Below are 24,595 nucleotides of genomic sequence, written 5' to 3'. Positions count from 1 at the left end.
TCGTACAAAGGAAACCCAATGAGTGAATCGGTGCTCGATCTCGTCGTCGTCGGCTGCGGAGCGGGCGGTTTGGCAACAGCGCTGCAGTTCCTGCAATCAGCACCCGGGGGACGGGTTATGGTGCTGGAGCGAACCTCAAGGGCGCAGCGCGGCGGCAACACGGCGTGGACGGGCGCTTTCTTCCGACTCACGGAAGATGGCTCTCCTGCACACGATTTCGTCTCTCGAATGATGGAACTGAGCGAAGGTAAGACCGATGAGGCCATCGTTCGACGATTGGCTGCGCTGGCCCGGCCGACAATCCAGTGGCTCAACGACAACGGTGTAGCGACAAAGTCCGACCTCACCTACTTTTTGACGTCGAAGGGTCCGCGCCTGATGCCTGCAGGGGGCGGCGCCGCGATAGTCGAGACCTTCGCCGCCCGCGTCGAAGAACTTGGCGGCAACATTGAATACAACACCACCGCACAGGATCTGATAACTGACCGCGGCGACGTCATCGGCGTCGAGGCGCTCGACTCGGCCGGCAGCAAGCGGCGCCTGTTGGCCCGGACCGTAGTCCTAGCGTGCGGCGGCTTCCAAGGCAACCCCGCATTGCTCGACCACCACCTCGGTGGCCGCGGCCATGAACTCTCGCCAATTGCACCAGGTGGCCGGTCAAATCGAGGTGAAGGCATCGAGATGGCCACCCGAGCCGGCGCCGACACCGATGGCCAATTCGACCAATTCCATGGCGAACCCGTCGATCCCCGCACCGGCAGCGCAGAAGCCCTGGTCATGGTCTATCCCTACGGAATCCTCGTCGACCACGAAGCACAGCGGTTCGTCGACGAGGCCGCCGACACCCCCGACAACACCTTCGAAGCCGTGGCCTACAAGATCTGGCGCGATGCAAATCAATACGCCTACCTAATCGCAGACCAAAAACTGATGCGCCACGACATTGCTCGCGCAGTTCTGACTGATCGCCGACCTGAATCTGCACTCACTCTGGAGGCATTGGCGCGCCGCCTCGATCTCGACCCCCAAGCGCTCGCCGACACGGTTGCGCGCTACAACCAAGCTGCCACTCCCGGGCCCTTGGAGCTGAGCAGTCTCGATGGCATATCAACCCGCGGGCTAGTCCCCGCGAAGTCGAACTGGGCCAGACCTATCGATGAACCACCCTACGTCGCATGGCCAGTCACCTGCGCGATCACTTTCACCTTCGGCGGCCTGAGAACTGACGAATTCGCGCGCGTGCTAGATGCTGCCGGAGAACCTATTCCCGGGCTGTTCGCCGTCGGCGAGGTCGCAGGCATCTATCACCACAAGTACCCCGGCGCCACCTCCGTGCTGCGCGCTCTCGCGTTCGGCAGGATCGCAGGCCAGACCGCGGCACACCGTATTCCCAACCCAACTGCAGTCCAATAGTCACTCCTGCCTCAACCTACAGAGGAACCATGGTCACAACTCCACCCCCGCGCACCGGATCGACCAGTGCCCGACGAGCTGCCATTGCCAGCCTTGTTGGCACCACGATCGAATGGTTTGACTTCTTCATCTACGGTCTCGCCGCCGCGTTGGTACTCAGCGACCTCTTCTTCCCAGCCATCGACAAGCACACCGGCCAACTGGCGTCTTTCGCCACGCTTGGCGTGGCTTTCGTCGCGCGACCAGTCGGCGCCGCCATCTTCGGTCATCTTGGCGACCGATTTGGCCGTAAAACCACCCTCATCGCCACCCTCACCATCATGGGTGCTGCCACCGGCCTGATCGGAGTCCTACCGACCTACGACGCCATCGGCCTGTGGGCGCCCCTCCTACTCATCGCGCTCCGTCTGATGCAAGGCCTGGCAGTCGGCGGGGAATGGGGTGGAGCTGTGCTGATGTCTGTCGAGCACGCACCCCCTTCAAGAGTCCGCCTATACGGATCGGCGCCACAGATGGGCAGTCCCCTCGGGCTTGTCCTGGCCACCTCCGTAATGTCGGCGGTGGCCACGCTGCCCAATAATCAACTCCTCACCTGGGGATGGCGTGTCCCATTTCTCGCTGGATTCATCCTCGTCATCGTTGGCCTCGCGATCCGGCTCGGCGTGCAAGAGTCCGAAGACTTTCAGGAAATCAAATCCGCGGGCCAGACTGCGAAACTCCCCGTACGGGACGTACTTGCCAACGCGAAAATCAGTTTAGGACTGAGCATTTCACTGCAAGCGTCGGTTAACGTTGTCTTCTACGTGATTTCGGTCTACTTCTTGACCTATGCCACGAACTCCCTTGGCCTACAGCGAAACACCGCTTTGTTGATCGTAATGAGCGCAGCTTTAGTCGATCTCGCCGCACTTCCATTGCTGGCGGCACTCAGTGACCGTATCGGCGCCCATCAAGTCTTTGCCGCTGGGGCGCTATTCACTGCCGTCGCTGCGTTCCCGTTCTTCTGGAGCCTGACCGGCGAGTCGGTCGCAATAACCTGCATCGTTGTGACTCTCATGATGATCGGCGCACACGCCACCACCTACTCTGTCGTCTCCAGTCTCATTGCAGACCAGTTTGACACCAAGGTCCGGTACAGCGGCACCGCACTGAGCAACGCACTTGGCGGTCTCATCTTCAGCGCCCCTACCCCATTCATCGCCGAAGCCCTCATCGGCGATAGCGGAACCGAATGGTGGCCCCTGGCCCTTATGACCCTCATCGCGGCAGCAATTTCGTTGGTCGCCATCGCATTTACTCCTCGCCGAACAACAACGATAGGCGGCAATCAACCGACCAACTCTCCACCTCATCCAGTGCCCTCCCACACCGCCTGAACCTGCCAACCGCATATCGACGAAGGATCCCAATGTCTGCCACCGACGCCCACACCACGACAGCCATCGAGCACTACAACATGCTCATCGGCGGCCAGTGGCGCCCCTCTTCAGATGGCTCGACTTTTCATTCCATCAATCCGTTTAACGGACGCGCATGGGCTGAAGTACCCACCGCCACCGAAGCCGACGTCGACGCCGCGGTCGTCGCCGCTCGTACGGCATTCGAAACCGGACCTTGGTCGCAGTCCACGCCACTGCAACGAGCCACCCTGCTGCGAAGGTTCGGCGATGTGATCCACGCAAACGCCGATGAACTCGCCCGCACCCAGGTGCTGGAGAACGGCAAGCTGATCCGTGAAGTGGGTGGCCAGACCCTCGCGCTGGCGAACCACTGCTACTTCTTTGCCGGCGTTGCAGAAAGCCCCATCGGCGAAACCTTGGCGAGCAGCGTCCCCAACATGCAAGTCTTCACTGTCCGTGAGCCCATCGGTGTCGTAGCAGCGATCACCCCGTGGAACAGTCCACTAGCCCTGCTTCTGTGGAAACTGTGCCCCGCCTTAGCCTCGGGCAACACGGTGGTCATCAAGCCTTCAGAGATCACGCCCGTTTCCACCCTGGTCCTCGCCCGCCTCGCCCAGCAAGCGGGCTTCCCCGATGGAGTCATCAACGTCGTTACCGGCGCGGGCCCCACGGGCGCCGCGCTTGCAGGCCACCCCGACGTGGACAAGATCGCCTTCACCGGATCAACTGCCGTAGGCAAAAAGATCGCTACCGCAGCTGCCCGGCGACTCGCCCGTGTCTCGCTCGAACTCGGCGGCAAATCACCGAACATCATCTTCCCCGACGCCGATCTGCTCAATGCCGTCAACGGCGTTATCTCAGGTATCTTTGCCGCAACCGGCCAGACCTGCATGGCTGGCTCGCGGGTCCTTGTCCACGCAGACATATACGATGAATTCTGCGCTGCACTGACCGAGCGGACTGGCCAGATCAAACTGGGCGACCCGCTTGACCCTGACACTGAAATGGGCACGGTCGCTTGTCAAGCGCAGTTCGACAAGGTACTTCACTATATTGAAGTCGCCAAACAGGACGGTGCGTGTCTGGCAACAGGTGGTGCCCGGCCCACGGACCCCGAGCTCAGCCAAGGTTTGTTCGTGCAGCCAACGGTTTTCACGCACGTCACCAACGACATGCGCATCGCGCGTGAAGAAGTGTTTGGACCCGTCGCTGTCGTCATCAAGTTCACCGACGAAGACGACGCCGTCCGCATCGCCAACGACACGTCCTTCGGACTTGCGGCTGGCGTCTGGACCCGCGATGTTGCGCGTGCGCACCGCGTGGCCAATCGCCTCCGCGCCGGCAACGTCTGGATCAACAACTACCGCAAGACCAACTACGTAGCCCCGTTCGGGGGCTTCAAAGAAAGCGGTCTCGGCCGTGAGAACGGGTTCCACGCCATCGAGGAGTACACGGAAGTCAAGACCGTCTGGATCGACACCGGCAACACGATCACCGACCCATTCAACCCGCGCGCATAAGCGCAGGCAGACCCCAATGCGTTACTGCTCGAGGGGGTCGACCTCGGCTCTGCGCCTCGACAACGCATGGAGTACTCCTCGATTGTGCGGATCTCGGCAGTCGACTTTCGTCTGTCACCAAACCGCCCACCATGGGGCCTCCTCGTGTGCGACCAGTAGGGCCCATCCAAGCCCCGCTCGGCCGGGCACGCAGATACCTGCACGCTGTCACGCAGATCCTATTCAAGCCATCCGCGCATTGGCATTGTCGAACGACCGACGGTGGGCAATCGGCCTCTACAAGGTCGCCCGACTACCCATCGGCTGCACAAACATGCCTGAATGCCCACGTCAGAAGCGTTGGTCGGGCTCAAGGGCGCGGTTACACTGGATGTTGAACGTAGAACAAGCGAGATGAACATGGCCCTCTCAGTTGTCGAAAAGTTTTCGGTCAAGTCTCCGACCCATACCGATGAGTTTGATCAATGGCAGTGCGAGTTTGCGAACTCACTGGTTGGGGACAAATTCTGGCCCACAACTACGCTGGATGGATTTAAGGGTGCCCTTCAACGCCGCTGGGTCGACGATCTTTTGTTCGTTCAGTTTAGAACAAATGGCTTTGGCGGCCGCTTTAACTCCAATAGCCCCTCGTCGGAGTACATCGGCTTCGGTTTTCCTGATCTAAACGAGCACGTAACATTTCGCGACGGCCACACTATCAATATTCCGCCGGGATGTTTCATATGGGATGTGGCCCAAATCCGAGACTTCACGAACACAGGAGAAGGCGGGGCGTGTTATATTTTTATGCCCCGAAGCGTCCTGCGCACAACCGCAATACGGGAACTTTTGGGATCAGGTTTTGGCGCTCCGGAGAACGCCTCTGTATTGAAGATAATCCGTGGGCTCGCGAGCTCTGTCTGCTCCGGATCCGAACCGTTGACGCCCACTGCCGCCGCGTCGATCCGGAACGCGTTCCTCGAGCTGTTGGCTGGTACGACTTCTGCGGCAAGCAACTCCACCAACGCGGCGGTCAGTGACGCAATGAGGACCAACATCGAACGTTGGGTCGAGACGAACCTGGTCGTAGGCGACCTATCTCCTTCAGACGCAGCGGCTGCGCATGGAATCTCTGTAAGGTCCTTGCACCGACTCTTTTCGGCGACAGACGATTCTTTTGGGTCGCTTGTCCGCCGCAAACGTGTCGACCGCGCCCGGCAGGATCTGCTCCGAGGCGGCGAATCTGTTCAAGCGACAGCAATGCGGTGGCGTTATGCAGACGCGAGCCATTTTTGTCGCGAATTCAAGAAATATTATCAGCAGACTCCGAGCGAGTATCGCGACAGTCAACTTACTGCGAGCTAGAACGCCGCCCGGGGTCTCAACGACCCAGGCAGCCCCAAATAGACGCCACCATCGCTACGCGGCGACGCCGACCGTCTGGAGTTCAGTGGTTCGGTCCCGCGTAGTCCGCCCCGCAGCAGCGGTACCCGGTTGCCATCGCTCAGCCTCCCAGCTCGCCTGGCCCAAAGCGGGCCGAAAGGCCTGTTCACTCTTGGCGCTGAAAGACAAAGTGACGGCACGATGGCACATGCCTTCAAGTGACACGTTGGGACAGACTTTGAGGAAGTGTCCTTGCTCACACCATCCCCCAACGCGGCTCGCGCCCGATCCGGGCGGTGCAACTAGGCGCTCTCAAACGATAACGCAATCACACCGCAGGTTCGCCTACGGCGCGGCTAGCAAGGAGATGCATTGAGCACCACACTGGAATCAGCATCCGATAGCGGCAAGCCACCGCAATCGTCAACGCCACAAGCCGGCCAACCAGCACTCAGACGGTGCATGGGGATGTTCCAGCTGCTATTCACCGTTTTGGCCTTCAACGGCCCGCTTGCAATCATCGTAGGCTATATCACGGTCGTAATAGGAATGGGCAATGGGTTAGGCGCCCCGATGGCGTATATCGCCTGCGGAATACTCATCTGGGTTTTTGCTGCGGGTTTCACCCGAATGGCCCATCACTTGCAAAATCCTGGGGGGTTCTATGCCTTCGTCACGGCCGGGTTAGGAAAACCAGCAGGCTTGGCGGCTTCCTTTCTTGCATTGGCTAGCTACTACTTTATCCTCCTGGGAGCTACCGCTTACAGCGGTCTGCTGATGCAGCAGTTAGTGAGTGGCACGTTGCATGGGCCGCACATACCCTGGTGGGTTTGGATGTCGGTTTGGGTGACGATCACCGCCACATTTGGATATTTGAAGCTCGACCTGTCCGCCCGCGTTCTTACATATCTTTTGGCTGGCGAAATCGTCATTGCCGGAATCTATGCCGGTTGCGTCACCGCGAAAGGCGGAGCGGAAGGCTTGTCATTCAATTCGTTCACCCCACAGATGGCAATGTCCGGTTCGATCGGACTGGCCCTTCTGTTCGCGATTATGAATTTCGGCGGCTTCGAAGCGACGGCGATCTACCGCGAAGAAGTGAAGGACCCTGATCGAACGATTCCGCGTGCAACCAATATCTTCATCATCACGGTTACTGTTCTATTCGCGATCTCGGCATGGGTAATCATTCAGGCCCTAGGCCCCAGCCATGCCGTCGCCGCTGCAGCTGCCAATCCAACTGGCGTGGTCTCTGACACGATTGGCCAGTTTGTCGGACGCTGGGCGCAGCTGGTCGTGTCGATCCTCGTCAATACGAGCGTCTTCGCTGGCATCCTAGCGAGCCACAACATCGCGTCACGATACGTCTACAATTTGAGCGTCGACGGGATCTTGCCGCGACGCCTCGCCAACGTTCACGGACGTCACGGTTCGCCGCACCGTTCATCGGTTGCGGTGTCGATCGCGACAGTGGTCGGGCTGGCACCGTTCATCCTCTTCAACGCCAATCCGCTTGTTCTTTACGCTCAACTGTCCGGTGTCTACGGCTACTCGTTCATTCTCTTGTTACTCCTCACCACTGTCGCCGTCTTTTGTTGGCTGCGACGCCAGACCCTCCCTGGAGTGACAGCTTGGCATCGAACGATCGCACCGGCGTTGGCGGGGATTGGCCTCTGTGGCGTGCTCTGGCTAACCACTACCAACTTCAAGCTTCTACTGGGATCATCTTCTGAACTGGCGTACATCACGATGGGTGGTGTATTCGCGACTGGACTGAGTGGAGTAGCTGTTGCGCTGCTGCTGAAGCGGAAGCGTCCCCATGTCTATCAGCGGATCGGTCGTCAGTGACCGTCCAACGCACGACAGGACCGACCTCGACGCGTGGAATTCAGACAATGATCGATGTTCATATTTCCACCCCTCGGTTTCAAATAGAGCTGACCGTCGTAAAGCCAATATGGCGCTCCACCGTCGTCGCGAAGCCACACCGACGACGGTTACTGCGCGATCACAAGTTCCAGGCCCGGCCGCGCGCCCTCTACGTCCCCCCCGCCCAGGCCGACTCGCATGATGTCCACAACAAGTTGTCCCACGTTGATGTCCGATAGTTGTGAGGGCTCCGGTCCCGGGAGGTGCCAATAGGCTAGCTTCCGACTTTGCCACGACACGGCGCACCTGGCGATGTTTGTCGCGAGACACATTGGAGGTAGTACACGTGGGGCATCCTTTGATCGAATCGATCCGTTGCGTCATAGATTGCGACTGGATGGCAAGAGCGGACTTACGATCACCGCGTCGGGTTACGCCAACCAGGTGCGTATTCCTTCCGTCTTGCGCCGGAGGATTCGGGTCTACGGACAACTGCTCCGACGTCCATTGCGACGACCACGATCTCGTGACGGTCCACAGCGTTCCGGCTGGGTCCGTCTTGACACGCCGGCCTCATACATGATCACACCGGGACAGCACGGTACGTGGCCACCGGGCCGATCTTTACGAGCCGCATACTGCCGTCTAGAAAGCCCAGCGGTACAGAAGGCGACTCGACAGTCACCACCGACACACCCGTCGATCGCAAGTCCGCGGCACGGTGCTTCCCGTACTCCGTCAACCCCGCGCGAGCAGAGGCACACACCGCGCAGCCATCTACATCGGTGCCCCACGCAGTCTGCGTCACATTCACGATGCGGCCCGACCCTTGCGCGGTGAGCAATGGAACGACAGCTTCGATGACGTTGACCGGGCCCAACAACTGACGACCAAAGATCGCGGTGGAATCCTCGGCGCCCGAATCAGGCTGAGCCACATCGTTGACAACGACGTCGATGCAGCCGAACCGTGCGACGCCCGCGGCCACCGCGTCAGCGGCGGCGCAGGCATCGGTCACGTCGACGCCGTACGCCGCCAGATGCGGACCAGCACCCACTGCTTCCACAATCTCGTCGGCCGTGGAACCCAAGGCGATGACGTCATCGCCGCGGTCGAGTGCCTCGATGGCAATACGGCGGCCTATTCCGCTGGATGCTCCATTGATCAACCAAGTCTTCACGACGCCCCTTTCCGAGTGTTTGCTAGACGTCGTTCCGATCACCGGTGCGGCGTAGACTTTGCTCATCGCATCACAGCTACGGCGAGCCCGCCCAGAGGTTGAGTGGCACCGCCGGAACCACACAGGGCGCTGACAATTCAGCTCAACCCGAGACATACTGGGTAAATGGAGGCCAACAGGCGGCTACATCAGTTCCTTCGCGCACGGCGCGAGGCCCTGACTCCGCCCGACGTCGGGCTAGCGTGGAACGCAGAAGGCCGCCGGGTGCGTGGTTTGCGTCGTGACGAGGTCGCCCGCCTGGCCGGCGTCAGCGTCGACTACTACACGCGTCTTGAACAGGGACGTGCCCGCAACGTGTCCGACCAGGTCCTCGATTCAGTGGCCAACGCCCTGAGGCTAGAACCGCTGGAGCGCAGTCATCTCCACACCCTGGCCCACCCGGCAAAGGAAAATGCTGCACCGCCCAATCCTCGGAGGGTTCGGCCGTCGGTACAACTGGCCCTCGATGGAATGGTCTGCCTCCCAGCCTGCGTACGGGACATGCGCATGAACGTACTAGGCGCTAACATCATGTGGCGCAACCTCTTTCGCGACCTTAGCAACATCACTCCGATCCAGAACATTGCACGCTGGACGTTTCTCGACCCGCGAGCCCAAGAGGTGTATCCGGAGTGGGAACGAGTCGCCCGCGAGATTGTTGACACACTTCAGAGGTCGGCGGCTAAATTCCCCACCGACCCCGACCTGGTTCAATTAGTCGGCGAACTCAACATCGGCTCTCCTGAGTTCTCCCGGTGGTGGTCGGACCGGCGCGTGTACCAGCGCTCCACCGGCGTCAAGCGAATCAGAAACACCGTAGTCGGCGAGATCGCGCTGAACTACGATGCATTCAGCGCGGTTGCCGGCGAGGACGAACAGGTGCTGGTGATATATACCGCACCGGTCGGATCTCCCGCCGACGAGCAACTTCGACTACTAGCCAGCTGGGACGCTGAAGCCACCGCCGAACCCGCTGACACCCCAGCTACCGTCACACAGGGAATACAGTCCGCGCCGTTCATCGAATCAACCAACCACCCCGCCTGATCCACCGTCACAGTCGCGAGTTGACCGTCGCTTGCATCGCTGAGGTTCAATTCCATCTCGGCGTCCTCCGATTACATCGGCCACGGTAAATCGTCCATGGCGTAACCGATCTCGCCCAGCGCGCAGTACTTTCCGGTCCTCTCTGGGGCAAGCACCGTGCCCTGTACAGGCGATTGCGAATCAAAACCACGCCCCAGATCGCCGATGGCGGTTGTAAGGAATGTTCCACGGCGTGGAGCCACAACGAACCGATGGGGCTACGGCGCCCGCCATCTCGTCAATTAGGGCGGCTCAGTAGGGCGAAGCCTTTCGACGAAATCAGTCGACATAGTCGGTCGACAACGTCGTGTCCTTCCATGCCTGCAGATCGCTGCTGAGCTGTTCAAACTTCTTCTCGAACCTCGCGAAGCAATCCGACCCCAATGCTAGTCGCACGGGCGGCACGTCGAGATGCGCAATGTCGACGATGATGCTGGCCGCCTTGACTGGGTCCCCGACCTGAGCGTGGTTCGAGTCGATCGACCACTTGCGGGTCCCGGCCGAGGTCTCGTAATCGTGAATGACCGTCGGCGAGGTCATCAGGCTGCTGGAGTCTAGGAAGTCGGTGCGGAATGCTCCAGGCTCGATCGCTGTCGAGTAGATGCCCAGCGGACCCAATTCGGCGCGCAGCGATTCGTTTAGTGCCTCGACGGCGTGCTTGGTGGCCGCGTAGACCCCCCATCCTGGTCCACCTGTCTGTCCAGCCACCGAACTGAGGTGGAGCAATCTTCCCGCGCGTTGTGCGCGCATCACCGGCAGCACCGCTCGGGTCACTCCGAGCAGGCCGAAGACGTTGACCTCGAACACTGCTCGGGCATCGATATCGCAGATCTCCTCGACCGCACCGACGATGCCGTGGCCGGCGTTATTGAGCAACACGTCGATGCCACCAAACCTTTCGGTAGCCTCGGCAATGGCCGCACTGATGCTGGATTCGTCGGTGACGTCCAGGGCCACGGTGAGTAGCCGATTCTTCTCCGACAGACGATTGGCGATCGTTTCGGGTTTACGAGCGGTGGCGACCACCTGGTCCCCACGCCTGAGCGCCTCTTCGGCGACGAGCATGCCGAATCCGCGGGACGCGCCGGTAATGAACCAAGTCTTCATGATGATGGTGTCCTGTCTGTTCGGGCTTGGTTTTGGTTGCTACGTCGATGATGCAACCGGCGATGGCCACAGTCAGCAGGTTATGTGGCACTGCCAGAACCACACGTGCACGGAGCCTCGGCCGGCGGGGAGGCCGCTGCCTCGGGCCGAAACGTGCACGAGCGTCATCCTCAGGAGAACTTGATCGAATCGCCGAACGCTAAGGGGCCCCACTCACCACCTGGATGACAACCCGACGCCACCCAGGCAACCCGAGCCGATGTCTCTACTCTCGCTAGTGCGGGGGTGTGTGGCTCAGCTCTGATGCGGAATCTTGTACACCGAGAGGGCGCCTAGATCAACAATCTGCATTGCGCCAGTGACATACCTAGCCTCGTCTGAAGCCAGGTAGAGAACCGCGTTGCTCACATCTACGGACTCGACATATGGAACTGGCATGGATGAAAGATCTTTGAAGGCTTTAGTGACATCAGGATCCGAAAAGCGCGCACCTTCACGTCCGCCCGAAAACAGCTCAGCAATCGCATCGTTCTCTAGCATGGGCGTCCGAACGTTCGTGGGGTGCACCGAATTAACGCGAATGGAGTGGGGTGCCAACTCGGCCGAAAGGGCGCGCATCAGACCGCTAACGCCGCTCTTTGCAGCCACGTAGTGTGCGACGTTAACCTCGGCAGCAATACCCGCAGTCGAACTGATGAGAATGACAGATCCACCCTCGTTCTGCGTCAACAGAGTTGGAACGGTTGCCTTAATCGTCTTCCACACCCCAGTCAGCCCCACAGCCAGCATGTCGTCCCACTGTTGCTCAGTGAGGGTCCACGCCGGGCCAAATCCGTTGATGTTGCATGCATTTGCAACAACGATATCTAGCCGACCCAGCTGCCCCACTCCGTTCATTACCGCCGCCTCCAAGGCAGTGGTGTCACGAACATCTGCTTGAATCGCTACCATACGGCGTCCAGTCTTCTCGACCAGGCGAACGGTTTCCTCAAGGTCTTCCGTCGACGCCAGCGGGTAGGGGACTGTATCGATCTGCTCGCAAATATCAACACCGATGATGTCTGCGCCCTCTTCGGCCAACCGCACAGCATGCGACCGGCCCTGGCCACGCGCAACGCCGGTAATGAACGCGACTTTTCCGCTAACTCGACCCATGAACACTGCCTCCTCAAATCACATTTTTGAACCAGCACAAGTATCTGTGTCTATTCAAATGTCGAATTGATCAACCGCGTCAACCGGAAGAATCACAACGCCAACGACATTCGGACATCTACACTGCAGCGCCAGCGCCCGATAACGTAGATGGGGCTGGCTCTCCAGCTCAAAATTCCGTTCAAATTCCGAGGAATGGAGCAATTCCGTGACCGCAGACAAATCAAGCCCCTTGACTCCCTCCAAGGGAGCCCGAGTTCTCCCACGCGACTTCCACCCCACCCAACGGCACCACAGCAAAGCCATCACCAAGGGTGATCCCGATACCGCACTATCTCCCTTGCTCGACACCGTGCTAACGAAGCTGGCCGATGGTGAGCCGTGGGCTGGCATCTGGTCATGCGGTCCCTGCGAACTCAATTTCGCCCCACCGCGCAATGTTGCAATGGTCGTGCTCGAAGGGAAGGCCCAGGTGACCTTCGATAATGGCGAATCGGTGACTCTCCGATCCGGCGATCTCATCAATGTAGAAAAGGGGTCGGAGTCGCTGTGGCAGGTTGATGAGTACTACAAAGAGTTCGTGGTCTGGTTTCCGTAGCCACAGCAACCACGTTGTCGATGCCCGCCGGCTGGCGCATCGACAACGTGGTTGCACGTTCGACAAAGTTCCATGGCACGACCATGGGACATTGCCGTGCCGAACCGACTGTAATCACTTGGTAAGAAATGCAATCCGCGGAGACCCGGCGGTCGCTTCTACACGTGGCATCGGCGATCAGCCGGGACTTCCGTCTGCACGCGCTAACACACGCCCAGCTTCGTCCCCGCTGGGATCCAAGCGACGGGTGGTCAGCTCGACCGGCAGGCGATTTCAATAGCGCGTTTCAAATAGCGCGCCAGATGGCCATTGCTTCCTGCCAATTTTCATCAATGTCGTACCACAAGATAGACGAGTCTGGCGTCACCCGCACGCAGACGGGTACCGGGAATGAGCTATCCAAACGCCGCCACTCATCGCCGCAGCACCCTAGCTGCGCATCGCCTCTGGCGACTCAGTTGGGCTCCAAAGACGCACATTCTCTGCGCATCCGCGCTCTAGGGGCCGATTGCTCACCCGGCGTGCACCGTCTCAGTTCGCAGCGGTCGACGCTGCGCGCATGAATCTACGTTGATAGCTGATGACCTGAGGGGAGCTGGTCCAGCGCGAGAGATAGACCGGATCCGTTGTGATCAGCACACGATCCTGCAGCAACACGAACTCTGGCTCGACCAGCATATTGCAGATGTCGGGGAACATCTCATCCCCTTCCATTGAGCACAAGATCAACCGGGTGTCTGTGAGGTTCGAAGCTGCCAACCATCGAAGTGATTGCCTGGCCGCGTCTAGCCCATCCTCAGGATGGCCGTCGGTTCGGTTGCGCAAGTGCGTCTTGGCACTCATCAACACAGTAAGCAGGTCCATATCAGCGTCAGCTTCCGCAAGAAAATCGTTGGAAATAAACCAATCTCGCATCTGCACGAGGAAGCTTCGATCGGCCGACGCTTCCCAGGCCGCCAGCAAGCCTTTAAGTTTCCGCGTTGCGTTGAGCCTGTTACGCAGGAACGCGTTGACGAAATAGGGGCGCGCCTGAAGCGCCAATGGGGTCTGATGCGGCTCGAACATGAGAGTGAAATTGACGCGGTAGCCTCGTGATTCGAGCTCGAGCGCCAGATTGTGGCCCCTCAGGTAGTCCTCGGGATGGCCATTGTCATAGCGGATCGGGAATCGGCCATCACCGCTCAGCAGTGCGTTCCAGTTTCCTGGTCCTATGGGACCAGTGTGTGGCACCTTCACCACTAATCGATGCTTGCCAAGGATCGATTCGTAGCGCAGCACCTCGTCGAGTATGGCGTTGAAGTTTGTCTCGTAGGGATTGTGCAGTTCGACGGAGATGTCACACCCCGGCCCCAGAATCCGACCAATCTCTCGCAGGACTTCATCGATCGTGCCGAACTGATTTCCGACGTTCTTCTCTGGGTCGTTCAGAAAAAGGTCATATACGATGCCCGGATTACACGTGAGATTGGCTACAAGCCGCGACCAGGGGGCGATCTCGCTGGGGTTGACGCTGTCGACCGAGAACAAGAGCGGAGTGGGCCGGCGCCGACTATTACTGTCGTACGCGATGTCCCGAACGAGATCTACTGTCGCAATGCCCGTATCATCGTGATGCCAGTCCAAACGGAATCCGGGGGGCGTTTGGCCGCGTGGTGGTCGGAATGTGTCGATGATTTCCCGGAAGGCGCGCGTAACGTGTACTCGCTGGTCGTGACGTAGCCGCGCTTGCTCAAACGCAAGGTGGTCGACGTATCGCTGCTGGTCGGTTTCCGCCAGGAATCTGTGCTCTTCAGATGGGGCCATCGATTCCTGGGCAGATAGTGCCGCGGCGGTGTTTGTGAACTCTTGCACGGTGCTTGTTCCAATTCCTCTAGTACGTGATGTGAGACTGGGACGAGATCCCTCAGAAGACGCGCAGCGGCACCGCAGCGGGCGCATCGAGTAGCCGGTCGAGTTCATCGTCAAGCTGCACCAGGGTTAGCGATGCACCAGCCATGTCCAAGGACGTGCAGTACTCCCCGACATAGCTGCGAGTCGGGTCAATACCGCGGTGCTGAAGTTGTTTGTGCGCGAGCCCATATAACAGGTACAGCTCGCTGATCGGAGTGGCTCCCAGGCCATTCACCATCAGAGCGACACGATCCGAACGTTTGAATGGCAGGTCGGCGACAATCGCATCCAGCAATTCTTCGACGATCGCCTCTGCCGACGAGATCTTCGCACGCTTACGTCCGCGTTCACCGTGGATGCCCACTCCCATCTCGACCTCGTCGCTGCCGAGGTCGAACAGCGGCGCGCCCTTGGCCGGCGGCGTGCAGGAGGTCAACGCAACACCCATGCTGCGCGTCACACGGTTCGTTCGCTCACCAATTTCGGCAACCTCATCGATACCTGCTCCGGATTCAGCTGCCGCACCCATTGTCTTGATGACGAAGAAATTTCCCGCGACGCCCCTGCGACCTACAGTGAACGTCGAATCTTGTACAGCCACATCGTCGTCTACCAATACAGTGCGAACACGAATGCCTTCCGCCGCCGCTAGTTCCGCTGCCATTTCAAATGCCATGCGGTCGCCCGTATAGTTGTTGACGACGTACACCACGCCAGCGTTACTCGCGAGTCGGCGGGTCGCTTCCAACACATAATCCACTGGAGGCGCCGCGAACACGTCCCCCGGACAAGCGCCGTCAAGCATGCCGAGGCCAACAGCCATTACGTGTGCCGGCTCGTGGCCGGATCCAGATCCCTGCAGCAAGCTAACCTTTCCCGGGCGCGGCGCGTCGGCACGGGCGATCAGGTTGCAGCTGGGGTCGTACTGAAGCGTCCCTGGGTTGGACAGTGCCAGCCCTTCTAGCATCTCTCCGACAAAGGATTTCGGATCATTGATAAACCTCTTCACGGTGGCTCCTTTTCATGTCCTCGTTGCGGTGGAAGTCGGATCGGAGTTCCATAGGCGCCCGGCGATCGCGTCAACCATCGCGGCGATGGCTACGGCGCCTGGATCAGGAGCTCCGAGGCTGCGAGAGCCTGTGTAACTAGCGCGACCACGTTTGGCTACCAGGTTCTTTGTGCCGTCAGCCGCAATCCGCGCAGCTGCGGCGGCGGCAAACGCTGCGTCACGGGGACTGTCGCCCGACTCAACGCGCTCTTCAAACACGTCGATCGCGGGTACCAAAGCATCGAGCAGCGTCTTATCACCCAGATCTGCGTTGCCACGCGCCATGATCCCGAGCACAGCCGCGCGAAGGGCGACTACGGTGCAGTTAGCGTCGTCGGCGCTATTCTGATCTAAAGATGCTGCAGCACGGAGGAATCCAGTGCCCCAGATCGGCCCTGACGTGCCGCCAGTCCGGCTTGTAATGATGACCGAAACGCGCCTCAGAAAGGCGGCGACGCTCGTCCGATCGATCGCGTCCCACTCCGCGACAACTACCTCGAATCCACGGGCAAGTGAGTAGCCGAAATCGCCATCTCCTGCCACTGCGTCGAGATCGCAGAAATACTCTTCATTTTCGATGGCTGTGTCCGCGATTGCACGGACAACCACTTCCGCAATGCCGACTGAACCTGCTGTGCTCATTGAAGTCCCATCTTCTGCCGATCCGCTATTGCCTTGTATCCAGAAGTCTTGCGTCAGCGAGCCACCGAAGGTCACTGAGAGAAACGGGTCCCCGAAGGGTCAGCCCATGAGGATTCTGAATCACTTTGGGAGGCTCCGGGTCACCGGGTTCACCGAGGTCGCGGATGACTAGTGCGGCATTCGAGAAGTTCGCCCCCGCTGTGTACTCGCTCTCAGTAATCACGCATGTCATCGCGGCCGATACTGCTGCCGCACAACCCACTGGTGAGTCCTCGATCGCGATACAGTCCGACGGTTGAACCGCCAGCTTGGCAGCCGCGATGAGGTAAATGTCCGGAGCGGGCTTCTTCCTCGCCACAACGTCGCCGGCCAGTATCGGGATCTGCTCGGCGAGACCCCGACCGAAGACGTGACGTGACACCGCTTGAACCGACCCGACGGCTGAAGTTGACGCAATGGCCACCGCCCATCCGGTAGACAGTGCCTCGTGCGCCAATCGGGCTACCCCCGGCCGTGCTGCGATCGCACCGGACCGGATCAAGTCCTGGTACGCACTTGACTTGCGTTGGTGAAGATTGTGCACGAGCACACCAAGCTGACTCTGATCGCTCGAAATCCCCAATTGTGCAAGGCGATCCGGGGTAAGGAATGCACGCAGCCGTTCCTTGCCGCCGCCGACAGCCAACAAAGGCCCGTAGTCGTTTACCGACCACTGCACAGGGATACCTAAGTCACGGAATGCTTGATTGAAAGCAACACGATGGCCGTCCTTCTCGGTGTCAGCAAGCACGCCGTCACAGTCGAAGATGAGCGCCCGCATCAGGGGTTCGCCCGCCCCGAGCTACCGAGGATCCGCATGTGTTCGACGACCATGTGCTCGACTGCCTCGCCTGTGCGCTTCATCAAATGCAATGGTTCCCATCTGTTTTCTGATTGAGCCGTTTGCAAGTAGTCGAGTGCCGAATGCATGTAGGCCCGCTTGAGTGCCGTCGAGATGTTGACCTTGGCGCAACCTCCCGAGACGAGTTCAGAGAATTGCTGGTCTGATAGACCGGTTCCACCATGCAGAGCTACAGGAAGCCCAGTGGAGTCGACGATGTCGCGAACTCGTTGATAGTCAAGTTTGGGGCTGGCGGCGTAATGGCCATGCGCATTGCCGATCGCTGGGGCGAATACGTCCACACCAGAGCGGGCGATGAAGTCCAGGCAAACTTCCAAACTCTGTCGCTCACTGGGTTCATCGCTACCAATCCCGTCTTCGACGCCGGTGATTGATTCGATCTCGCCCTCTACGTCTGCGCCATACGATCGCGCCTCCCGCACAACCTCGATCGTTTGAGCGAGGTTGTCAACAACAGACATCGCTGATGCGTCGAAAAGCACACTGTTCCAACCTGTTCGGAGACACTCGCTGATCACATCCCGGTCCGGGCAATGGTCGAGATGCAGAGCTGCAGGTACCCCGATACCCCGGGTCATGGCTGTCCAGTTTGCGTAGATCACCTCTGGGCCAAGAGTGCGGACAGTTTTCACCGACGTCTGCACGATAATTGGCGACGCCTCAGCACTCGCCGCAGCCAACACCGCATGCATTGTGTCGCTGTTCACGATGTTGACGGCGGGGACCCCATACCGATTCTCGAGCGCTGGTCTAAGGATGTCCCTCAGCGCAACTATCCCCATATATTCAACCTCCTTGATCTGAAGCCGAGACGCTTTGGCAATTCGCCTGTGGCGCAGTGGACGCCCCGGATCAACGACTGTCGCGACTATCCGGGGCGCCGACACTGCAAGCCATGGTGTGCCGTCCGATCGAGAGCACCGGCAATGCGACGATCGGGCATTTCCCCAGGGCACCAACCCATTAGCCTGACTGGCGGATGCTGCCGGGGAGCCTTGAGCACCTGATCGCGTCGAGCGGCTCTCCTAGGGCGCCAGCGCCTCAAGCGGCTCCGGTTGTAGGTCAGCTACGCGGGGAGCGACTTCGGTTCCTATGAGCTCGATGCTTCTGCGGTAGGCATCTGGGTTCGTCCCTCGACCATGCGCGGCCATCAACAGCGTTCCGAACCCACCGACCTCCTCGTAGAGTCGGCGGATCTTCTCAGCCACGGTGTCAGGTGAACCCACGATGAAGAAGTTGTCGACCATCCACTCGAACGTGATGTCGTCCGCTGAGATTTCAGATCCTCCGAGTAGCCGGGCGATATTGAGGCGCTTGAATGTTGGCAAGTTGTGTTCTCTCCACGTCTGCCCCATCGGACCGTCCAAGACGGCGGCGCGGGCCTGTTCGTCCGTGTCGGCGACCCAGTAGTCCCTCACGATCCTCCATGCATTCCGATCCGCTCGGTGTCCGGCTGTTTCGGCTGCAGCACTGTAGGTTTCCCAGTGCTTCAAAAGGGCCTCGACACAAACTTCTTGACTCACCGGGCTGAACCCGTTTCGCCCTGCCTGCGTCAGTGTCGGCGATTCGGGCTGCATTCCGGTCATCAGGAACTCAGGATGAGGCTGCTGCAGCGGTCGGAGATGTGGGCCGTGAAGCTCGTCGGCATAGGCCGGCATGTCTGCGGTCCAGTACTTGCCTTCAATCCGCCACGGGCCGGGTTTCGTCAGGATCGACTTGATGATGTCGATTGCCTCAATCAGCATCTCGGGATTGTTCTTGCCGGTGCCGAACAGTTGCGCGTCGCTCGGGAACGCGCCGGGCGCTAGGCCGGCCACATATCGGCCACCGGTCATGTGGTCAAGCCACATCATCCGATGCGCCAGAGCTACTGGATTGTGGTAGGGCAGCAGATGGCCGAGCGCACCGAGCTTGATTCGGGGTGCTACTTGGGATGCTGCAGCGATCATCAAATCGGGCGCCGGACACGTCTCATTGCCCAGTGTGTAATGCTCGGCGAAATAGAGCTCATCTAAACCGTATTGGTCGGACCACTTTGCAATCTGCAGATCCCATTCGATTACATCGCGCACGGTCTCACGTCCTGCTGCATAATCCAAGCCGTACGGAACGTTCAGAATCCCGAACTTCATAGTTGACCTCCGTCACAGTTTCCTTTGATGCGTTGCAATGCAACTTGTTCCGGGGGCCAGCCGGATTGATCACCGGCGCCATCGTCGTGAACGGAGACGCCAGTTCGTTCGTCGATCTAACGGGGCGGCGTGATCGACTCAGAAAGCTGAAGATTGCTGGCAGTTTCGGCTGCTCGCCGTGCCCGCGCTTCCTACACGGCCGTAGTCCAGTGGTGGGTCCATGCGGCGGTGTACAGCAACGTATCCGACGACGGTTGGCGCACCAGTTCAGCGCGGTGGCGCCCGACAACAATGTTCTGACCGAGGGGCATGCCACCATCTGCTGGTCAGGCGCCGTCTGACCTTGCGCAGATTCTCCGAAATGGAAGTTGAGCCGTGGAAACCGACGCAGTAAACGCCGGCATTGAGCTGTCGTGGACAAGAGCCGCGAGCGAGGTGCTCAGCGTGCCCGACGCCCTAGACCGTGCTTCGTTGGCACATTCACATCGGGAGTACCTACGGTTTCCCCACCTCGGTATCAGCCTGAGCTTCAGCGAGACTCAGGAGCGTAGTTCTCAACTAGCGCATTGGTTACGAGCTCATGGGGTTGAGCCCGGCGACCGTGTTGCTGTAATGCTGGACAACGTCCCAGCTTGGCCGCTGAGTTGGTATGCCATCCTGCGGAACAGGGCCTGCGTCGTTCCCGTCAATCCGCGTTACCGCCATTCCGACATCGGCCACGTGCTCAAGGATTCGGGCGCTCGCTTGGTGCTCACGTCGAAAGAGCGGATCGGGCTTGTCGAGGACGCGGTATCGGCGTCAGCACCCAACTGTCAGGTAGTTGACGTAGCTGCGGCTCTGGCTGCTGCCGAAGGGTTGGATGTGACAGCGTTGGGCGACCTGCCGAAAGCCAAACGCGACGACCTCGCTAATCTGCAATACACATCGGGGACGACGGGGTTCCCCAAAGCATGCATGCTGACACACGACTTCTGGCTACGCACCGGAGCAGTCGTGGGCGAATCCGCTGGCGTAGACCGCAACGATGTCTCCATCATGGCTCAGGCCTGGTCGTACGTAGATCAGCAATGGATGACGACCATGTGCGTGCTGTCTGGTACACCGCACGTCGTACTTGAGAGATTCTCGGCCTCAGGTTTCTGGCCAGCGATCCGCGCGAACGCCGCTACAGTCACTTACGTCCTCGGGGCCATGCCAGTCTTGCTGTATAAGCAACCAGCGACGACCTCTGACAACGAGAATCGAATGCGTGTAGTGCTTTGTTCGGCTATCCCGAAGGATCTCCACCGTCAGTTAGAGCAGCGTTGGTCCACGCCATGGCGAGAAGTCTATGGGTCGACCGAGACCGGTGTCGATCTGATCGCGGGAATAGATGACACCGACACTGTTGGCAGCGGGGCGCTCGGGCGACCGCCCGCCGGCAAAAAAGGTTTCCGTCGTTGACGAATTCGGTCACCCCGCGGACAAAGCCGTCACAGGTGAGATCGTCGTAGAGGGAAAGCCGATGATGCTGGGCTACTGGAATCATCCAGAAGCTACCGAGAAGGTCCTCGACCGAGGTCGGTATCACAGTGGTGATCGCGGGTACTTCGATAGCGCTGGCTACGTCCATCACGATGGTCGGATCAAAGACATGATTCGGCGGGGCGGTGAGAACATCGCCGCTGGCGAAGTAGAAGCGGTGATCAGTACTCACCCGGCGGTGTTGTCTGTTGCGGTAGTCGGGATACCCGACGACATCTATGGTGAGATTCCTAAAGCGTTCGTGATTGCCAACGCTGGGCACACCCGCTCAGAGGAAGTTGCGCGAAGTATTCTCGACCACGCCCATTCCCAGCTAGCCGCATTCAAGGTGCCAACGCTCATAGAGTTCTGCGATGCATTTCCCATGACTCCATCCCAGCGTGTCGAGAAGCGGAAACTGCTTGCCATCAAGTCAAATCATCGTTCCGGGTCGTATGAGTACGATCCGCGGTCTCGTCGCCACTAGGACGACTCGACGCAGTACGTGGCTACGCCGGCATCTTCCGGATCTTGACGATGTGTGGCACGGCTTCGTGCCTGGACGCGCCTCGCGACCTGGGTTGACGATCTTCGTGCATGAACCGCACGAGCATGTTTCGTGTTGACGACGATCCAAACCTGGCCCGGTGGGAGTTAGACAGCAGGCCACGTGGTCGTGGTTATCGAGCCGTGTTTTCTACACACCGTCGGAGAGCATTGTGTCGATTCGCGTGTCTTTGAGTGGGTAGCCGGAACCTTTGAGGGCAAGGACATCGGCATGGTGCCCGATGCGGTCGATCTTGGTTCCGGCCACTACTTGGTCGCCGAAGACGTCTCCCCTGCGTGCAAGCGGCAGGTTTGAAGTTAGGATCAACGAGCCGCTTTCTTTGCGGCTGGAAGACCAGTTGGAAGAACAGCGTAGGCGACGCCCTGTTCGAACGGGATGCAGCCGACTTCGTCAAGAAGCAGTCCGATCCGGACGCAACTTAGTCAACTCTGTGGGGAAGCCGGCCGACGTTGTGACTGCTTTGATTCAGGCGAGCCAGTCCAATGCGGTATCCAACCTGGACGACGTTGATGGCCAGGCCGATCACGAGGTGTGTTTACCGGTACCTGGTGGCCGAAAATCAGAACGCCGGCTCCTAGAATGGGCGATCACGGCGCGGTTCAGTGCGGTTTGATGGTCGAAGTCACAGTGGTCCAACGATTTCCAATCCGGCAACCCGCCCAAGGGCACATGGATCGCTCTCCGGGGGGGGCTTCACTGACGGTGACTTCATGCGAGAGCACCGCAGCCAGATACTTTTCGCGACTCCAGCCGCCCTCGCGGGCCTGCTCGGCCAACCTAGCGATGCCAACCTAGCGATAGAGTCGCGGATGCGCGGTGGCATTGAAAGCTTGGGCGTAGCAACCGACGCACTTGATCGGGCCTCAGCTATGATCTGGCTTCTACCGAAATGAAGCGAGCGGCAGTCAGTTCAATCACGTATATGGGGCCGAACTCCCTATCCCGACGGATTTAACCGGACGTTGCGGGCGTGGCCAAAGAGTGTCGCTGCTGAAGGCTAGAAGCAAGTCGGTCGAACTACTGCCAGCACGACGAAGGGCCGTGCCGCCAAATAATCAACGTATGTTGACCTACTGCCTGCGCGTCCGGCGAGACACGCGCCGTCTTGTTCGTCAGTGTTGTTGCGCCCGACTATGGCGAAAGGCAGAGTCCCGGCCGGCCGCGATCGAGGCGCTACTAGTGCCAGCAATCCAGCGCTGCGCGGCGCGTGCTTCAATCCATAGCCCCGCGCCTGTCTGCAGTTGGTCGATCGCACGGTAGCTCTTCAACAACGCGCGCACCGCGGGCTGATTGTTAGCGGCAATCGATGATGCCAATTGTTCAGCTACCGACATAAGGGCACCGTGCTCGACGACTTCAGTGACCAGCCCGGCACGTAGTGCATCGTGGGCCGAGAGATGGCTACCAGTCATGCTCATACGCCGAGCCATCCCCACGCCGACTTTCTGAGGTAGTCGGACGGTCATTCCCCACGTAGGCAGCAAGCCGACCCGAGTATGTGTGTCAGCGAATGAGGCTCTGTCAGAGGCGATAAGAATGTCGCAGTACAGTGCAAGTTCCAGACCGCCCGTGATCGCCGCGCCGTTAACTGCGCCGATCACCGGCTTCGTCATCTCGGGCCATCGAGACGTGAGATCCGGCAACGTGTCTGATATTTCCTTAAGGTCCAACCCCGCGCAGAAAGCGGGGTCCGCTCCGGTGATCACCACAGCGCTCACGTCCCTGGCATCGTCTGCTTCCGTGAGCGCGACTACCAGTGCGTCACGAAGGCGCTGAGACAACGCATTCCGCGCCTCGGGTCGATTCAGCGTCAGTATCAGCACGCCGCCGCGCGACTCTACGCGCAGGATGTCATCGGCCATGGTCATCATTCCACCTACCCAAATAGAATTCAGCTCCGGAACATCGCCACACACGCGCTCATCGACGTTCCGGCTCGATGAGTCTTAGCCGTGCCTTTGCACGCCAATTCTGTTCAAATGCACGGTATCTATGCATCAGCGCGTCCTGAACTCGAGTCGCACTACGCAATCGCCAAAAGGTGTCAGCAGCGAGTCCGTGCTGCAAACTTGGACAGTCCGACGGCCGAAAGTCCAGCGTCGTGGGCATCTCTGACTGCGGCGGATTCTCGTTGGAAAGCCTTCTCCGCCGTGTCAAGCGACGGCCTCAACAAGTCCAAATGCTGACGCACCGCAGATCCTTCGGGAGTCCAACGCTCGATCAGTCTTGTCGCGGCGGCGACCGGATCTTGATCCACGACCTCATCCAGCAGTCCCAGACGCAATGCTTCTTCGGCCGCCATGCGTCGCGACGAGAGGATGACGTCGATCACTTTGCTTCCGACAAGCCGCCGAAGCAGATAGCTTGAGGCATTCGAGATGACCAACCCGCGATGGTTCTCCGGAAAGTAGTATTCTGCAGTCGGCGAACCGATCCGGGCATCCAGGCATAGCGTCAGCTCCGCGGCGCCACCCACTGCGATCCCGTTGATCGCCGCAACCACAGGAACAGAAGTGCTTAAAGCAGCTCGCGTCATGTCATGGAAAGACTCAGTTTCTTCAATGATGCTGTCAGGCGCGGAGGAAAGCGCGTACAAATCGGCACCGGACGAGAACGCGCGCCCTGTGCCCGTCAGAACAATGCCGCGGATGCTCCGATCGTTCCCGTAATGCCGGAATGACTCAGCAATGTCCCGCCTCATATCATCGTTGAGCGCATTAAGACTTTCGGGACGATTGAGTCGCACTACTGCGATACCTGCAGTAGTAGTCACTTCGACGTAGTTGCTTACCAGTTTGACAGCTTGCATAGTCACACTCCGAGCTCGCAGGTACCATGGGCTCAGCCACTCGACTTGTTTCGAGAAGTACTGCGCCCGTGTGTGTCACAGTCAAGGTTATGTGCCACCGCGACTTGGATACCAGACCGTTCACCTGATCTGGCACAGGTATTCCGGCGCATGGCAGCGGTAGCCTAAGGCGGTACGGCTTACATGAAAGAGCCTAATTCGCAGTACTTTTCTACGAAATGGGCAATCAATCATGAGTCTGATGACGAAGTTCACCGAGACGTTCGGGATCGAGCATCCCATCGTGCAGGGTGGCATGCAGTGGGTCGGCCGCGCCGAACTCGTTGCGGCCGTGGCGAACGCGGGTGCGTTGGGTTTCATCACCGCACTCACT

Annotated in this window: 22 protein-coding genes; 10 read left to right on the top strand and 12 right to left on the bottom strand. The window is 59.4% G+C overall.

Annotated features, from left to right (window positions below):
- Positions 1 to 18: 18 nt before the first annotated feature.
- The 5 genes from TX88_RS04195 to TX88_RS04180 all read left to right on the top strand — a co-directional run bounded on the left by TX88_RS04195 (position 19) and on the right by TX88_RS04180 (position 7,543).
- A complete protein-coding gene (locus TX88_RS04195) occupies positions 19 to 1,413 on the top strand; it encodes an FAD-binding protein (protein WP_044514900.1) in 1,395 nt (464 codons plus the stop codon).
- Between the two features lie 29 nt (positions 1,414 to 1,442).
- Positions 1,443 to 2,789 carry an MFS transporter gene (locus tag TX88_RS04190; RefSeq protein WP_084621794.1) on the top strand — a complete coding sequence of 449 codons (1,347 nt, stop codon included), beginning with the start codon at positions 1,443 to 1,445 and terminating at the stop codon, positions 2,787 to 2,789.
- A 32-nt stretch (positions 2,790 to 2,821) separates the two neighbouring features.
- Entirely contained in the window at positions 2,822 to 4,333 is a 1,512-nt protein-coding gene (locus TX88_RS04185) for an aldehyde dehydrogenase (RefSeq protein ID WP_084621793.1), read from the top strand.
- Between the two features lie 321 nt (positions 4,334 to 4,654).
- Entirely contained in the window at positions 4,655 to 5,677 is a 1,023-nt protein-coding gene (locus tag TX88_RS33140; RefSeq protein ID WP_084621792.1) for a helix-turn-helix transcriptional regulator, read from the top strand.
- A gap of 390 nt (positions 5,678 to 6,067) precedes the next feature.
- Positions 6,068 to 7,543, top strand: a complete 1,476-nt coding sequence (locus tag TX88_RS04180) for an APC family permease (RefSeq protein ID WP_209446949.1) — start codon at positions 6,068 to 6,070, stop codon at positions 7,541 to 7,543.
- A 604-nt stretch (positions 7,544 to 8,147) separates the two neighbouring features.
- On the opposite strand, the gene TX88_RS32700 is transcribed toward TX88_RS04180, so the two are convergent.
- Complete coding sequence (locus TX88_RS32700; protein ID WP_162563076.1) at positions 8,148 to 8,810, bottom strand: SDR family NAD(P)-dependent oxidoreductase; 663 nt, start codon at positions 8,808 to 8,810, stop codon at positions 8,148 to 8,150.
- Between the two features lie 99 nt (positions 8,811 to 8,909).
- Between TX88_RS32700 and TX88_RS04165 the strand changes: the two genes are divergently transcribed.
- Positions 8,910 to 9,830 carry a helix-turn-helix transcriptional regulator gene (locus TX88_RS04165; RefSeq protein ID WP_044514898.1) on the top strand — a complete coding sequence of 307 codons (921 nt, stop codon included), beginning with the start codon at positions 8,910 to 8,912 and terminating at the stop codon, positions 9,828 to 9,830.
- Positions 9,831 to 10,148: 318 nt separating this feature from the next.
- Here the strand turns inward: TX88_RS04165 and TX88_RS04160 are convergent, their stop codons facing one another.
- On the bottom strand, positions 10,149 to 10,976 hold the full coding sequence (locus TX88_RS04160; protein ID WP_044514896.1) for an SDR family NAD(P)-dependent oxidoreductase: 828 nt from the start codon (positions 10,974 to 10,976) through the stop codon (positions 10,149 to 10,151).
- A 294-nt stretch (positions 10,977 to 11,270) separates the two neighbouring features.
- Positions 11,271 to 12,131, bottom strand: coding sequence for a mycofactocin-coupled SDR family oxidoreductase (locus tag TX88_RS04155; RefSeq protein WP_044519068.1), 861 nt, complete (start codon positions 12,129 to 12,131; stop codon positions 11,271 to 11,273).
- A gap of 208 nt (positions 12,132 to 12,339) precedes the next feature.
- On the opposite strand from TX88_RS04155, the gene TX88_RS33135 reads away from it, so the two are divergent.
- Positions 12,340 to 12,729 (top strand): cupin domain-containing protein, encoded by a 390-nt coding sequence (locus TX88_RS33135; protein ID WP_084621790.1) that lies wholly within the window; start codon positions 12,340 to 12,342, stop codon positions 12,727 to 12,729.
- Positions 12,730 to 13,260: 531 nt separating this feature from the next.
- Here TX88_RS33135 and TX88_RS04150 read toward each other — a convergent pair.
- From TX88_RS04150 to TX88_RS04125, 6 genes are all read right to left on the bottom strand, one after another.
- Positions 13,261 to 14,580, bottom strand: a complete 1,320-nt coding sequence (locus tag TX88_RS04150) for a transaldolase family protein (protein WP_049924830.1) — start codon at positions 14,578 to 14,580, stop codon at positions 13,261 to 13,263.
- Between the two features lie 52 nt (positions 14,581 to 14,632).
- A complete protein-coding gene (locus TX88_RS04145) occupies positions 14,633 to 15,628 on the bottom strand; it encodes a dihydroxyacetone kinase subunit DhaK (RefSeq protein WP_044514893.1) in 996 nt (331 codons plus the stop codon).
- A gap of 12 nt (positions 15,629 to 15,640) precedes the next feature.
- Positions 15,641 to 16,309, bottom strand: coding sequence for a dihydroxyacetone kinase subunit DhaL (gene dhaL, locus TX88_RS04140; protein WP_044514892.1), 669 nt, complete (start codon positions 16,307 to 16,309; stop codon positions 15,641 to 15,643).
- Between the two features lie 25 nt (positions 16,310 to 16,334).
- Positions 16,335 to 17,129: an HAD-IA family hydrolase gene (locus TX88_RS04135; RefSeq protein WP_044514891.1), complete on the bottom strand. Its 795-nt coding sequence runs from the start codon at positions 17,127 to 17,129 to the stop codon at positions 16,335 to 16,337.
- Positions 17,129 to 17,992: a class II fructose-bisphosphate aldolase gene (locus TX88_RS04130; RefSeq protein WP_044514890.1), complete on the bottom strand. Its 864-nt coding sequence runs from the start codon at positions 17,990 to 17,992 to the stop codon at positions 17,129 to 17,131. The genes TX88_RS04135 and TX88_RS04130 overlap by 1 nt, the downstream gene beginning before the upstream one ends.
- A gap of 243 nt (positions 17,993 to 18,235) precedes the next feature.
- Positions 18,236 to 19,342: an LLM class flavin-dependent oxidoreductase gene (locus TX88_RS04125; protein WP_044514888.1), complete on the bottom strand. Its 1,107-nt coding sequence runs from the start codon at positions 19,340 to 19,342 to the stop codon at positions 18,236 to 18,238.
- A 375-nt stretch (positions 19,343 to 19,717) separates the two neighbouring features.
- Between TX88_RS04125 and TX88_RS32695 the strand changes: the two genes are divergently transcribed.
- Positions 19,718 to 20,785, top strand: a complete 1,068-nt coding sequence (locus tag TX88_RS32695; RefSeq protein WP_084621789.1) for an AMP-binding protein — start codon at positions 19,718 to 19,720, stop codon at positions 20,783 to 20,785.
- Entirely contained in the window at positions 20,715 to 21,332 is a 618-nt protein-coding gene (locus TX88_RS32690) for a class I adenylate-forming enzyme family protein (RefSeq protein ID WP_084621788.1), read from the top strand. Before TX88_RS32695 ends, TX88_RS32690 begins: the two co-directional genes overlap by 71 nt.
- 210 nt (positions 21,333 to 21,542) lie before the next feature.
- On the opposite strand, the gene TX88_RS34895 is transcribed toward TX88_RS32690, so the two are convergent.
- The 3 genes from TX88_RS34895 to TX88_RS04105 form a co-directional block, all read right to left on the bottom strand.
- Complete coding sequence (locus TX88_RS34895) at positions 21,543 to 21,719, bottom strand: ATP-binding protein (protein ID WP_244438343.1); 177 nt, start codon at positions 21,717 to 21,719, stop codon at positions 21,543 to 21,545.
- Positions 21,720 to 22,525: 806 nt separating this feature from the next.
- On the bottom strand, positions 22,526 to 23,275 hold the full coding sequence (locus TX88_RS04110; protein ID WP_044519066.1) for an enoyl-CoA hydratase: 750 nt from the start codon (positions 23,273 to 23,275) through the stop codon (positions 22,526 to 22,528).
- 182 nt (positions 23,276 to 23,457) lie between these two features.
- Positions 23,458 to 24,222, bottom strand: a complete 765-nt coding sequence (locus tag TX88_RS04105; protein WP_044519065.1) for an enoyl-CoA hydratase/isomerase family protein — start codon at positions 24,220 to 24,222, stop codon at positions 23,458 to 23,460.
- 232 nt (positions 24,223 to 24,454) lie between these two features.
- On the opposite strand from TX88_RS04105, the gene TX88_RS33125 reads away from it, so the two are divergent.
- Positions 24,455 to 24,595 (top strand): nitronate monooxygenase (locus TX88_RS33125; protein ID WP_209447024.1); only part of this gene is annotated, 141 nt, incomplete at its 3' end.

The sequence above is a fragment of the Mycolicibacterium septicum DSM 44393 genome (assembly GCF_000455325.1).
In the GTDB taxonomy this organism is placed as follows: Bacteria; Actinomycetota; Actinomycetes; order Mycobacteriales; family Mycobacteriaceae; genus Mycobacterium; species Mycobacterium septicum.
The sequence above is the reverse complement of the archived record's forward strand: the minus strand, read 5'-3'. Positions and strand labels throughout refer to the sequence as shown.